The organism is Pigmentiphaga sp. H8 (assembly GCF_003854895.1).
Lineage (GTDB): Bacteria > Pseudomonadota > Gammaproteobacteria > Burkholderiales > Burkholderiaceae_B > Pigmentiphaga.
Genome location: NZ_CP033966.1, coordinates 37,734 through 49,909 on the forward strand (window position 1 = coordinate 37,734; position 12,176 = coordinate 49,909).

Consider the following 12,176-nt stretch of genomic DNA (forward strand, 5'->3'; position numbering starts at 1 on the left):
GCAACGATGACCCAGCACACCGAATCCCCCATAGGCGCCGGCCACATCCGGGTGGAAGGACCGTTGAAGGTGACGGGCCGCGCACGCTACGCGGCGGACCACGGCTTCCCGGACATGCTGCACGCCGTGCCCGTATGCGCCACCGTGGGCAAGGGACGCATCGTGGACATCGAGGCCGGCGTCGCCCGCGGCATGCCGGGCGTGCGCAAGGTCTATACCCGCGAGAACATCGGCCGCTTTCCGCGCGTGGAAGAGAGCACGGCCAAGCTGGACGAGTACCGCCCGCCCATGGAGGACGACGAGATCCGCTACTACGGCCAGTACGTGGCGCTGGTGGTAGCCGACACGCTGGAGCAGGCGATGGCCGCGGCGGCGGCGGTGGCCGTGGAGTACGAGGCGCAGACGCCCGACGTGTCCATGGATCTCGCGGCCGACGACGAGCCGCGCGTGGACACCGAGCGGGGCGATGCGGCCGCCGAGTTCGACCGCGCCGCGATCCGCATCGACCATACCTACACCACGCCCCCCGAGACCAACAATCCCCTGGAGATGCACGCCACCGTGGCCGTGCACGACGGCCGCGGCTACACGCTGTACGAAAGCACGCAGGGCATCGTGAACCACAAGGCGGCGATGGTGCGGATGCTGGACGTGCCGGACGACCGCGTCCGCATCGTTACCGAGCACGTGGGCTCGGGCTTCGGCAGCAAGCTGTGGCCCTGGGGGCATTCGCTGCTGGCCGCCGCCGCGGCGCGCGACCTGGGCCGGCCGGTCAAGCTGGTGCTGAGCCGCCGCATGATGTTCCACAACGTCGGGCATCGCTCCAACACGAGCCAGCGCGTGCGCCTGTCCGCCACCCGGGACGGCCGGCTGACGTCGTTGCGGCACGACTACCTGTTCCACGTGGCGATGGACGAATACCACAAGGAAAACTGCGGCGAGGCGACCGGTTTCCTGTACAGCACGCCCAACCTGCGCGCGGCCTATGGGTCGGCGCGGCGCAACATCGCGCCGACCACGTCCATGCGCGGGCCCGGCGCCGTGCCCGGCCTGTACGCGATCGAATCGGCCATGGACGAGCTGGCCATCGAGCTGGGCATGGATCCGGTCGAACTGCGGCTGCGCAACGAACCCGAACGGGACGAGGCGGCCGGCCTGCCGTTCTCGTCGCGCCACCTGCGCGAGTGCCTGCTGCAAGGCGCGGAGCGCTTCGGCTGGGCGCGGCGCGATCCGCGCGTGGGGTCCATGCGGCGCGACGGCCTGGTCCTGGGCTGGGGCATGGCGGCCTGTTCGTGGATGGCGGTCAGGCTGAAAGCGCAGGCCAGCGTGACGCTGCGGGCCGACGGCACCGCGCGGGTGGCCAGCGCCACGCAGGACATCGGCACCGGCACCTATACCGTGATGGCGCAGATGGCGGGCTCGGTGCTGGGCCTGCCGCCGGACCGCATCGAGGTGGCGCTGGGAGATACCTCGCTGCCTCCGGGACCCACGTCGGGGGGCTCGATGGCCACCGGTTCGCTGGTGCCCGCGGTCCTGGCCGCCGCCCGCGAGGCGGTCCGCCAACTGGCCGCCTGCGCCGCGCGCGCCGGCATCCCGCAACTGGCGAACCTGGCGGCCGAAGACCTGCGGTTGACCGATGGCCGCCTGCATGGCGAAGGCCGGCCGCCGTCGTCCGGGGTTTCTTTCCAGGACGTGCTGCGCGCGGCGGGTATCGGGCAGGTCGAGGGCCACGGACAATCCCAGGGCAGCGACGCCGATCCCCAGGCCAGGCGCCATTCCATGCATTCCTTCGGCGCGCATTTCGTCGAGGTGACCTGGGAGCCGGCCATCGCCCGGCTGCGCGTGACCCGCGTCGTGACGGTGATCGATGCCGGGCGCATCATCAATCCGCGCACCGGCCGCAACCAGATCGAGGGGGCCGTCGTGATGGGGCTGGGCATGGCGCTGCTGGAGGAAACCTCCTACGATCCGCGCCAGGGCGCGCCCATCAATAGCAACCTGGCGGACTACATGGTCGCCACCCATGCCGACGCGCCGGACATCGACGTGCACTTCGTCGAGCATCCGGATACCGTGCTGAACGAACTGGGTGCTCGCGGCATCGGCGAGATCGGACTGGCGGGCGTGGCGGCGGCCATTACCTCGGCCGTCCACCATGCCACGGGCGTGCGCGTGCGGGACCTGCCGGTGAAGATCGAGGCGCTGCTGGAGGCGCGGTCAGCGGGCTGACCGGCGGCGCTTTCCAGCCGTGGCTCCGTCCGCGGTGCCGGCCGGTTGCGGCCCGCCCCGGAACAGTTCCACGATCGCCTCCCGCAGCCAGGTGTTGCCCGGCTCCTGGTCGTGGCGCTTGTGCCAGTACACCATCACGTCGTAGCCCGGCATCTGCACCGGCGGCGCGAAGTGGCACAGGCCCCAGCGCCGCGCCACCGACAGCGCGAGGTTGCGCGGCATGATGGCGACGACGTCGGTATCGGCCACCAGTTCGGCGATGGCCAGGAAGTGCGTCACCCGCGCCACCACCTGTTCGCTCATGCCGTTGGCGACCAGCATGCGCTCGATCAGCGTCGAGTGGTTGGTGCCCGCCACGTTCGGCACCACATGGCGCGCCCGCTTGAATTCGGGCAGGCTGAGCGTGCCGCGCGGCACGGTGGACGGCCGCGCCACGCAGGCATAGACGTCCGAGAACAGGATCCGGCTGCGCACGCCGGCGATGTCAGGGTTGATGGCGCCCAGCGCGAGGTCGATGGTGCCTTTCGACAGTTCCTGGGCCAGTTCTTCCGGGCTCGCGCTGGTGGCGATGGTCTCCACGCACAGCTGCGGCGCATGGTGCTGGAGATGGCGGATCAGTCGGGGCAGGAAGGTGTGCTCGCCGATGTCGGTCATCGCCAGGCGGAACACGCGGCGCGCGGTCGCCGGCACGAACGAGCCCTTCTCCAGCGTCTGGGCCAGGATCTGCAAGGCCTGGGACACGGGGCCCACCAGTTCGTCGGCGAAGGGCGTGGGCTCGACGCCCTTGGCCAGCCGCACGAACAGCGGATCGCCGTACATGTCGCGCAGGCGGGCCAGCGCGTGGCTCATCGCGGGCTGGCTCAGCCCCAGCGCCTTGCCCGCCGCCGTGAGGTTGCGCGTGCGGTAGATGGCGTCGAACAGATCCAGCAGGTTCAGGTCCAGCTTGCGCGACAGCGGCTTGTCCATGCCTTTGTCATTCTTCCAAAGAATGAGTGAGATTCAATCATTTCATTTTACATATATCACCCCCAAACCTAAGATTCGCTCCACATCGAGTGGAGCGAGACGATGACGACATCGATATCCGCCAGCGGGCCCGGCTTCTCCGGGTACGTGCTGGACGAGGCGAACGGCGGCAGGTTCCTGGTCGATCGCGGGATCTACCGGGATCCGGCGCTGTTCGACGCCGAGATGGCCCGCATCTTCGAAAGCGGCTGGGTCTACCTGTGCCACGAGAGCGAGCTGCCCCGGCACGGCGACTACGTGACGCGCTACATGGGGCGCCAGCCCGTGGTGGTGAACCGCCGCAAGGACGGCAGCATCGGCGCCTTCGCCAATGCCTGTGCGCACCGCGGCACGGTGGTCGCGCCGCTGCGCAAGGGGTCGGCCCGGAGCTTCACCTGCCGGTTCCACGGCTGGACCTATGCCGAGACGGGGCGCTGCATCAAGATCAAGAACCAGGAGACCGGCGCCTACGCGGACGACGAGAGCCTGCGCGACGGCTTCGGCCTGAAGGTGGTGCCCTGGGTGGAAAGCTATCGGGGCTTCGTGTTCGGCAGCCTGCGCGCCGAGGTGGGCGAACTGGCGGATCACCTGGGACCGACGCGGGTCTGGATAGACCTGATGGTGGACCAGTCGCCCGAGGGGCTGGAAGTGGTCGAGGGCGATTCCACCTACATCATCCGCGGCAACTGGAAGATGGGCGGCGAGAACGGCGTCGATGGCTACCACGTCAGCACCGTCCACCGCGTCTTCGCCGCCACGATGACCATGCGCGAGGAAGCGCGCGGCGGCGCCGGCACGCAGAAGACCGAGGCCGGCCGCATCGTGGGCAGGGTCGAATCGGGCACCGCGGATTTCGGCAACGGGCACATCGGCATCTGGGCCCGGCGCTCGACGCCGGAGGCCGCGCCGCTGTACGAGGCCCGCGAGCGCCTGCTGGGCGAGTTCGACGAACGCAAGGTGGACTGGATGGTCGGCATGGGCCGCAATCTCTACCTGTTCCCCAACATGCTGCTGTTCGACCAGCCCTCGACGCAGATCCGCATCCTGCGTCCGCTGTCGGCCGACCGCACCGAAGTCCGCATCCAGTGCATCGCGCCGCGCGGCGAAAGCCCCGAGGCCCGGGCGTCGCGGCTGCGCAAGTTCGTGGATTTCTACCTGCCCACGGGCATGGCCACCTCGGACGACATCGCCGCGCTGGAGGACACCGCCGTCGGCGGCGAAGCCCGGCTCAGCCGGTGGAACGACTACGGCCGGGGGGAGAAGGCCATGCAGCCCGGGGCGCAATGCCGGCCGCTGATGGACATAGGCTGCGAGGCGGTCGCGGCTTCCGACAACTGGGACCACGAGGTCTTCTACCAGGGCTACTACCGCCACTGGCTGCGGGTGATGAACGAGGAGCGGGGCTGATGGTCGTCGATACCGACCTGCACGTGCAGGTATCCACCTTGCTGGCCCGCGAGGCCATCTACTTGGATGAGAAGAACTGGGACGCCTGGCTGGATCTGTTCGCGCCGGACGTCGAGTATTTCGTGCCCGCCTGGCTGTCGGAGGACGCCCTGACCACCGACCCGCGCACGCAGCTTTGCCTGATGCACATGGATTCCCGGCTGGGGCTGGAGGAGCGCGTGTTCCGCATCCGCAGCCGCGACTCGTTCGCGTCGCTGCCGTTGGACCGCACCGCGCACCAGACGACCAACATCCTGGTCACCGGGCAGTCCGGCGACGAGGTCGAGGTCAGTGCGTCCTGGCTGGTGCATTGCGTGGGACCGCGCGGCCAGGCCACGCGGGGCGGGCGCTACGACTACACGCTGCGGCGCACGGACGGCGGCCTGAAGATCGCCCGCAAGCGCATCGTGATGATCGACGAGAAGATCGAAGGCACGGTCGATGTCTATCATATCTAGGTGGCCGCGCCATGCATGACATCACCGCGATCTTCGAGGACGGCAGGACGGTCCGCTTTCCTGCCCGGTCCGGCGAGGTGGTCTACCAGGCCGCCTATCGCGCCTCGGTGCAACTGGCCCACGACTGCCTGGAGGGCGCGTGCGGCGAATGCAAGGCCTGGTGCACGGCGGGCGAGTTTGAGCTGGACGACTACAGCGACGAGGCCTTGTCGCGCGAGGAACGCGACCAGGGGCAGACGCTGCTGTGCAAGATGCGGCCGCGCTCGTCCTGCGTGGTGGAACTGCCCTATCCTTCCAGCTTCCAGGCCGGACAGGCGCCGGCGTCCATCGAGGCGCGGCTGGCGGCGGTCGAGCGCGTCTCGTCCACGGTCGTGCGGACGCGGCTGGAGACGGCCGCGCCGCTGGACTTCCTGCCGGGCCAGTACGCCAACCTGTCGGTGCCCGGCGCCGGCGTGTCGCGGGCCTATTCGTTCGCCAACCTGCCGGGAAGCAAGCTGCTGGAGTTCTTCCACAAGCTGGTGCCGGACGGCGCCATGAGCACCTACCTCGCCCAGCGCGCCACGGTGGGCGACACCTTGGCGCTGACGCCGCCGTCCGGTCATTTCTACCTGCGCGAGAATGGCCGGCCGCTGCTGCTGATCGCCGGAGGGACGGGGCTGGCGCCTTTCCTGTCCATGCTGGGCCACCTGGCGCGCGCGCCCCGGGCCGCGCCGCCGATCCGGCTGCTGGTCGGGGCCAACGCGGCGGCGGAGTTCTTCGCCCACGAGCAACTGGCCGAGCTGGCAGCCGTCCTGCCTGTCGAGATCGAGCGCATCGCGGTCTCCAGCGAAGGATGGACCGGCGCCGCCGGCCACGTCACGCAGCTGCTGCGCGAGGACATGCTGCGGGATGCGCCCGATGTCTATCTGTGCGGCCCGCCGCCCATGATCGAGTCCTGCGCCGGCTGGCTGGCGGCGCGGGGCGTGGACCGCCACCGGGTCCGGGCCGAGAAGTTTCTTCCCTCGGCCTGAACGCGGGCCGGATCGCAAGTGACCGCAGTGTCACGCAGTGCCATACCTACTGGAGACAAGCATGCCCAAGTCCATTCCGTCCGTCCGTACCCGGCGCGCCGCCTGTCTGCTCGTGGCCGGCAGCCTGCTGTCCGCTCACGCCGCCGTCGGCGCGAAAGAGGAAGCCTGGCCCGCCAAGCCCATCCGCGTCGTCGTGGCCTTCGCGCCCGGCGGGCTGACCGACATCATCGCCCGGGCCTTCCAGCCGCGCCTGGCCGAGATCTTCGGCCAGCCGGTCATCATCGAGAACCGTCCCGCGGCCGGCGGGACCGTGGCCGAAGGCGCCGTGGCGCGGGCTGAGCCGGACGGCTACACGCTGCTGATGACCGCCGACGGCGTGCCGGCCAATCCGCATCTCTACAAGGGGCTGTCCTACGACATGTTCCGGGACCTCCAGCCGGTCAGCCAACTGGTGCGCATTCCGCTGGTCATGCTGGTCAATCCTTCGCTGCCGGTGAAGTCCGTCAAGGAACTGGTCTCGTTCGCCGCCGCCGCGCCGGGCAAGTATTCCTACGCGAGCCCCGGGGCGGGCACCAGCAACCATCTGTTCTTCGAGGTGTTCAAGGACATGACCCGGATGGACATGGTGCATGCGCCGTACAAGGGCGGCAGCCCCGCCATGACCGATCTGGTGGGCGGGCACGTGCAGGCGCTGCTGATCTCGGCCACCCTGGCGGTGCCCCAGGCGCTGGGCGGGAAGGTGCGGGCGCTGGCGGTCACCAGCGACAAGCGCATGGACGCGCTGCCGGACGTGCCCACCTTCGCCGAGGCGGGCTATCCCACGTTCAATCCGCACCAGTGGACCGGCCTGTTCGTGCCGGCGGGCACGCCGCCGGCGCTGGTGGCCCGCATCCATCAGGCCTTCGCGAAGGCGGCCGAGGCGCCCGACGTGCGCGCGCGGCTGAAGGAACTGTCGGCCGATCCCTACATGACCACGCCCGAGGAGTTCAAGAAGAACCTCCGGAAGGACTACGACATGCTGGGCGCGCTGATCGAAAGCAAGGGCATCACGCGCTAGCGCCTAGAACGAGTGCCGCATGCCGACCTGGAAGGCGGTCGGGTCCGAGACGCTGCCGGTGCCGACGCCGCTGTTGGCGAAGCGGCTCAGCTGGTAGTTGGCGGCCGCCTTGTTGGCGACGTGCGAATACTGGGCATACAGCGTCGTCCGCTTGGACAGGTCGTATTCGTAGCCCAGCGTGATCTGGCGCGCGTCGTTGCCCGAGGCGGCGGCCGGCCGCGATGCATCGAGCAGGCCCAGGCTGCCCAGCAGGCGGCCGCTGGACGTGACGTTGAAGCTGGCGCCCAGCGTCCACAGGCCGACCCGCGCATCGGGCGCCGCGCCGTTGTCGGTGCGGAACTGCCAGTAGCTCAGGTAGAGCTTGGCGCGCCCCAGGTCGTAGCTGCCGCCGGCCATCCATTCGTTGGTGGCGTGCACGCCGGCGTTCAGCACGTCGACGCGGTTCCAGGCCAGGCCCAGGTACAGCGGGCCCCGCTGGTACTGGCCGGCCGCGCCGGCATGGCGGCCCATCTTGCCCTGGGTCGTGCTTTCCGCTCCCAGGCTGTAGAACAGGCCCGCGCGCAAGCCTTTCCAGACCGGGCTGTCGTAGCGGACGGCGTTGTCGGTGCGCGAGACGCCGGCGGCCATCAGCACCTGGGAGGTGCTGTACGGCGCGACGTTGAAGGCGTTCGAGCGGATCTTCAGGTCGTAGATGGGGCTGTACTCGCGGCCCGCCGTCAGCGTGCCCCACCGGCCGGACAGGCCCACCACCGACCGGCCGCCGAAAAACTGGCCACCCACCTGGGTGCCGTCGTCGACGTTGAAGCGGCCCTCCAGCACGAACAGCGCCCGGTTGCCGTTGCCGAGGTCCTCGGTGCCGCGCAGGCCCCAGCGCGACTGGGTCAGACCGCCGGACTGGAGCCGCGTGGCCTTGTTGTCGCCGGACTTGATGTACTCGATCGAGGCATCGACGATGCCATACAGGGTGACGTTGCCCTGGGCGTGGGCCAGGCCGGGCGCCAGGGCGGCGGCCGCCAGGGCCAGCAGGGGCTTGAATGTCTTCATCGGGTGTCTCCGTTGCCAGTCGTGGCTGGCTCGTTTGGGGGAAGCATGGGCGCGCGGGGACCGGCCCGGGCTGCGCGGACGCGCAGCGGGCCGGCGCCGTCCGCCGGGACGGCGCGCGACGCGGTCGTGCGTAAGGTGGAGGCCGGTTATTCGGGCTGCAGGCCGGCGTTGGCGATGATGGCCTTCCAGGCCTGGAGCTGGTCGCGGACCAGTTGCGAAAAGGCCTCGGGCGAGCTTTCCACCGGTACGAGGCCGACCGAGGCGTACTTGGCCTTGACTTCCGGCGTCGCACCGACTTGCGCCACCGCGCGGGCGATGGCCTGGACGACCGGCGCCGGCGTTCCCGCCGGGGCCAGCAGGCCCTCGAAACCCACGAGGCCGAAGTTCGAGAAGCCCGCCTCCTTCATGGTCGGCACGGTGGGCGTCAGCGCGGAACGCGTGGGACCGGTGCTGGCCAGCACGCGCAGCTTGCCGGCCTCGACCTGCGGGGCCAACGTGGAATAGCTGGCGAAGACGGCCGAGACGCGGCCGCCCACCACGTCCATGACGGCGGGCGGGGTGCCCTTGTAGGGCACGTGCAGCATGTCGGCGCCGCCTTCCTTGGCCAGCAGGCCGCCCAGCAGATGGGGCGTGGTGCCCGCGCCGGGCGAGGCGTAGGTGTACTTGCCGGGCGCCGCCTTGGCCAGGGCGATGAATTCGCGCACGGTCCGGGCCGGGATGCCGGCGTTCACGGCCAGCCACAGCGGCGCGTCGGCAGCCTGGGCCACGGGCACGAAGCTGTTGATGGGGTCGTAGGTCAGGTTGCGGTAGAGCGAGGGCGCCTGCACGAACGCGGTCGAGGTGAACAGCAGCGTGTGGCCGTCCGGAGCGGCGCGCGCGACGGCGTCGCTGCCTATGGTGGTGCCGGCGCCGGGCCGGTTCTCCACCACGACGGGTACGCCCCAGGCCTTGCTCAGGGGGTCGGACAGGGTGCGCGCCGACTGGTCCATGGAACTGCCGGCCGGGCCCGGCACGACGATCCTGACCTGGCCGTTCGGGAAGCCCGCGGGCTGGGCCACGGCGCACGCCAGGGGGGTGGCCAGCGCCAGCGCGTGCAGGGCGCGAAGCCCGTGGCGCGCCGCCGCGGCGGGAATGTTGTGAGTGGGTTTCATGTCGTCTCCTCGATCCTGGCGGCCATGGTCCGCAACCGGCCGCCGCGCCGTCAAAGCGCGTTCTCGCATTTTGAGACAGATCGAGCGCCAGGCATAAGGCAATCCGATCGGCTTGCGGAGCCCCCGGGACGCCGGAAAACACCGCGCGGCGAGACGCCAGGAGGGAGATCGGTCCCTGCGGCTGCCATAATGCCGATAAAAAAATAAGATGGCATTTGAACAAGCTTGTATGCCGGCGCCGCGCGCCGTGCCCCACCCTGGAACTTTTTCCGGATCCGCATCGTGCCGACTCCTCCCAAGCGTCTCGCTTCCCTGCCCAGCCTGGCCCATTTGCGGGTGCTGGGCGCGGTGGCCCAGCACGGCAGCGCCACGCGCGCGGCGGCGGCCCTGTTCCGTGCCCAGTCGGCGGTTACCCGATCCATACGCGAGATCGAGCAGGCGCTGGGCGAACCCCTGCTGGAGCGGCGCGCCACGGGCATGGTTCCCACCGCGGTCGGCCGGGCGGTGCTCGACCGCAACGCGCGGGTGTTCGGCGAACTGGAGGACCTGGCGTCGTGGTGCGCGGCAGGGCAACCGCGCGCCCGCACGGCCGTGGCACCGACGGTGCCGAGCTACCTGCTCAACACGCGCCGCCTGCAACTGCTGGTGGCGCTGGCCCGGCATCGCCACATGCCCACGGCCGCGCATGCCCTGGGCATCAGCCAGCCAGCGGTCAGCGCGGCCATACGCATCCTGGAAAGCGGGGCGGGCTTCCCGCTGTTCGATCGCACGACCAGCGGCCTGCAGCCGACCGAGGCGGGGGAACAGTTCGTGCTCCAGGTGCGCCGGGCGCTGAACGAGCTGCGCCACATTCCCGACGACATCGCCGCGGTGAAGGGCAGCATACGCGGCCAGGTGGTGGTCGGCGGGCTGCCCTTCGCGCGCACCCGCATCCTGCCCGAGGCCGTGGCCCGGGTCAGCCGTTCCCACCCCGGCGTGCGCGTCGTGACCGACGAAAGCGCCTACGAGATCCTGGCCGCGGACCTGCGCGCCGGCGATGTCGATTTCATCTTCGGCGGCCTGCGGGCGGCCGACATGGCCAGCGGCTTGCGCGGTGAAATGCTGATGTCCGAGGCCATGGTGGTGCTGGCGCGCAGCGACCATCCGCTGGCGGGCAGCCGTGGCCTGACCCTGGCCCGGCTGGGCCGGCAGCAATGGATACTGCCCCGCGCCCACACGCCCGCCCGGACCATCCTGGACGACGTCTTCGCTCGGGCGCGCGTGCGCACGCCCGAGCCGGCGGTGGAGACGGCCGACCTCGCCATGATCCGGGGGCTGCTGCTGCGCACCGACATGCTGGCGATCCTGCCGGCCCAGCAACTGCACTACGAGTGCCAGACCGGCAGCCTGGCGGTGCTGGACATCGCGCTGCCCGGCACGGAGCGGGACATCGGCCTGACCCTGCGCGCCACCGGCGAGCCGTCTCCGGCGGCGCGGACGCTGATCGAGGCGATACGGGACGTCGTCGCCGGGATGGCCGCCTCGGCGGCGTGAGCCGGGCGGGCCGATCAATCTGGCCTGCCATGGCATCTATTTTATTTATCGGCATGGCACCATCGCACCCCTTCGGCCGGCGCGGCCCGGCCCCTGGAGAAACGGGGTTTTCCACCATCAGGATCCCCCGCTGATACGGCGTTTCCAGCCAGCCGAAAAAAATTATCGTCGTCTTGTCTTTCTCCTTGCTTGCGGCCATGATGCGCGCACCGGAGGCCGCCACGGCCATCCCCATCCGATCACGCGAGACCAAGCATGAGCATCGTCCAGGAACATCTCGACATCTTTCCGTTCGACACCCCGCCCGTGGTGCTGACGCGGCGCGAGGCGCTGCTGCTGGACGACCCCGTGCCGTCCACGGTGAAGGCGCCCGAGCCGCCGCCCATCGAGGCCATCCACTACGCGCCGCGCTACTCCGATCAGAAGGGCCCCCAGCGCAACGTCTACGAAAGCCCCTACCTGCGCATCGAACGCCACTCCATGACGCATGGGCGGCAGCGTTTCTATCACCGCAACACCGGCGCCGACGAGATTTCCTATCAGGTGGACGGCCAGCGCCTGCTGATGACGGAGCTGGGTTCGGTCGACCTGGTGCCGGGCGAGTTCGTGCGGCTACCCAACGGCGTGGCGCACGACAACTATGGTCGACAGGACATCCATCTGCTGCTGTACGTGTCGGACCCGGCGGCCGAACTGCTGCCCGCGCGCCGGACCTCGGAACATCGCCAGACGCCGTTTCCCGAGTGGCAGCCCGCGGTGGTCAACGAGATGGTGTCCAGGGACCTGGCCGGCCCGGGGCAGTACCTGGTGCTGGCGCCGGCGGACGAACGCCTGCTGCTGGATCATGCGCTGAACGACCCGCGCCGGCTGGCCGTGCTCGACCCCGGTGACGAGGGAGCAGGGGCCTGCTGGATCTACCGCTCGACCCACGTCTGGATCGGCCGCACGCGCCGCCCGGCCAGCGACGGCCGCGTCTACCAGCGCCACCTGAACGCCGACGAAGTGCAATACCAGGTGAGCGGGCACCGTACGCTGGTCACGCAGCGCGGCTGCCTGGAGATCGAGCCGGGCGACTTCGTGCGCATCCCGCAGGGCGTGGCCTTCACCAGCATTCACCACGAACCCGGCGAATACCTGATGCTGGCATCCCGCCACGAGATCCCGCAGTCGGCCCAGGGCACCAGGCAGGGGGACAGGCGCGATGCCGCCGCGGTGGAGCGGCTGCGCGCGCGCTGAGCCCAGA

The 12,176-nt window shown here is 70.0% G+C and carries 10 protein-coding genes; 7 read left to right on the forward strand and 3 right to left on the reverse strand.

The window, feature by feature from the left end; translation table 11 throughout:
- Nucleotides 1-6 precede the first annotated feature (6 nt).
- Nucleotides 7-2,229 (forward strand): xanthine dehydrogenase family protein molybdopterin-binding subunit, encoded by a 2,223-nt coding sequence (locus tag EGT29_RS00190; RefSeq protein WP_124687129.1) that lies wholly within the window; start codon nucleotides 7-9, stop codon nucleotides 2,227-2,229.
- Here the strand turns inward: EGT29_RS00190 and EGT29_RS00195 are convergent.
- Entirely contained in the window at nucleotides 2,218-3,195 is a 978-nt protein-coding gene (locus EGT29_RS00195) for a LysR family transcriptional regulator (RefSeq protein ID WP_124687130.1), read from the reverse strand. The two genes, EGT29_RS00190 and EGT29_RS00195, sit on opposite strands and share 12 nt — an antisense overlap.
- A 102-nt stretch (nucleotides 3,196-3,297) precedes the next feature.
- On the opposite strand from EGT29_RS00195, the gene EGT29_RS00200 reads away from it, so the two are divergent.
- The 4 genes from EGT29_RS00200 to EGT29_RS00215 all read left to right on the forward strand — a co-directional run bounded on the left by EGT29_RS00200 (nucleotide 3,298) and on the right by EGT29_RS00215 (nucleotide 7,205).
- Nucleotides 3,298-4,641, forward strand: a complete 1,344-nt coding sequence (locus EGT29_RS00200; protein ID WP_124687131.1) for a Rieske 2Fe-2S domain-containing protein — start codon at nucleotides 3,298-3,300, stop codon at nucleotides 4,639-4,641.
- Nucleotides 4,641-5,138 (forward strand): aromatic-ring-hydroxylating dioxygenase subunit beta, encoded by a 498-nt coding sequence (locus EGT29_RS00205; RefSeq protein WP_161567630.1) that lies wholly within the window; start codon nucleotides 4,641-4,643, stop codon nucleotides 5,136-5,138. Before EGT29_RS00200 ends, EGT29_RS00205 begins: the two co-directional genes overlap by 1 nt.
- Nucleotides 5,139-5,149: 11 nt before the next feature.
- Nucleotides 5,150-6,148 (forward strand): 2Fe-2S iron-sulfur cluster-binding protein, encoded by a 999-nt coding sequence (locus tag EGT29_RS00210; protein WP_124687133.1) that lies wholly within the window; start codon nucleotides 5,150-5,152, stop codon nucleotides 6,146-6,148.
- A 61-nt stretch (nucleotides 6,149-6,209) separates the two neighbouring features.
- The gene (locus EGT29_RS00215) at nucleotides 6,210-7,205 is read left to right on the forward strand and encodes a tripartite tricarboxylate transporter substrate binding protein (protein WP_124687134.1); all 996 of its coding nucleotides are present in this window, start codon (nucleotides 6,210-6,212) and stop codon (nucleotides 7,203-7,205) included.
- 3 nt (nucleotides 7,206-7,208) lie between these two features.
- On the opposite strand, the gene EGT29_RS00220 is transcribed toward EGT29_RS00215, so the two are convergent.
- Complete coding sequence (locus tag EGT29_RS00220; RefSeq protein ID WP_124687135.1) at nucleotides 7,209-8,249, reverse strand: porin; 1,041 nt, start codon at nucleotides 8,247-8,249, stop codon at nucleotides 7,209-7,211.
- Nucleotides 8,250-8,395: 146 nt separating this feature from the next.
- A complete protein-coding gene (locus EGT29_RS00225; protein ID WP_161567631.1) occupies nucleotides 8,396-9,400 on the reverse strand; it encodes a tripartite tricarboxylate transporter substrate binding protein in 1,005 nt (334 codons plus the stop codon).
- Between the two features lie 282 nt (nucleotides 9,401-9,682).
- Here EGT29_RS00225 and EGT29_RS00230 point away from each other — a divergent pair, with 282 nt between their 5' ends.
- Complete coding sequence (locus EGT29_RS00230; RefSeq protein WP_124687137.1) at nucleotides 9,683-10,933, forward strand: LysR family transcriptional regulator; 1,251 nt, start codon at nucleotides 9,683-9,685, stop codon at nucleotides 10,931-10,933.
- 255 nt (nucleotides 10,934-11,188) lie between these two features.
- Nucleotides 11,189-12,169 carry a hypothetical protein gene (locus tag EGT29_RS00235; protein ID WP_124687138.1) on the forward strand — a complete coding sequence of 327 codons (981 nt, stop codon included), beginning with the start codon at nucleotides 11,189-11,191 and terminating at the stop codon, nucleotides 12,167-12,169.
- Nucleotides 12,170-12,176 lie beyond the last annotated feature (7 nt).

What these genes read in the sequence shown, in the direction of transcription:
- EGT29_RS00220 (WP_124687135.1), bottom strand. Translation starts at nt 8,249, where the DNA reads ATGAAGACATTCAAGCCCCTGCTGGCCCTGGCGGCCGCCGCCCTGGCG.
- EGT29_RS00215 (WP_124687134.1), top strand. Translation starts at nt 6,210, where the DNA reads ATGCCCAAGTCCATTCCGTCCGTCCGTACCCGGCGCGCCGCCTGTCTG.
- EGT29_RS00210 (WP_124687133.1), top strand. Translation starts at nt 5,150, where the DNA reads ATGCATGACATCACCGCGATCTTCGAGGACGGCAGGACGGTCCGCTTT.
- EGT29_RS00225 (WP_161567631.1), bottom strand. Translation starts at nt 9,400, where the DNA reads ATGAAACCCACTCACAACATTCCCGCCGCGGCGGCGCGCCACGGGCTT.
- EGT29_RS00190 (WP_124687129.1), top strand. Translation starts at nt 7, where the DNA reads ATGACCCAGCACACCGAATCCCCCATAGGCGCCGGCCACATCCGGGTG.
- EGT29_RS00200 (WP_124687131.1), top strand. Translation starts at nt 3,298, where the DNA reads ATGACGACATCGATATCCGCCAGCGGGCCCGGCTTCTCCGGGTACGTG.
- EGT29_RS00205 (WP_161567630.1), top strand. Translation starts at nt 4,641, where the DNA reads ATGGTCGTCGATACCGACCTGCACGTGCAGGTATCCACCTTGCTGGCC.
- EGT29_RS00235 (WP_124687138.1), top strand. Translation starts at nt 11,189, where the DNA reads ATGAGCATCGTCCAGGAACATCTCGACATCTTTCCGTTCGACACCCCG.
- EGT29_RS00195 (WP_124687130.1), bottom strand. Translation starts at nt 3,195, where the DNA reads ATGGACAAGCCGCTGTCGCGCAAGCTGGACCTGAACCTGCTGGATCTG.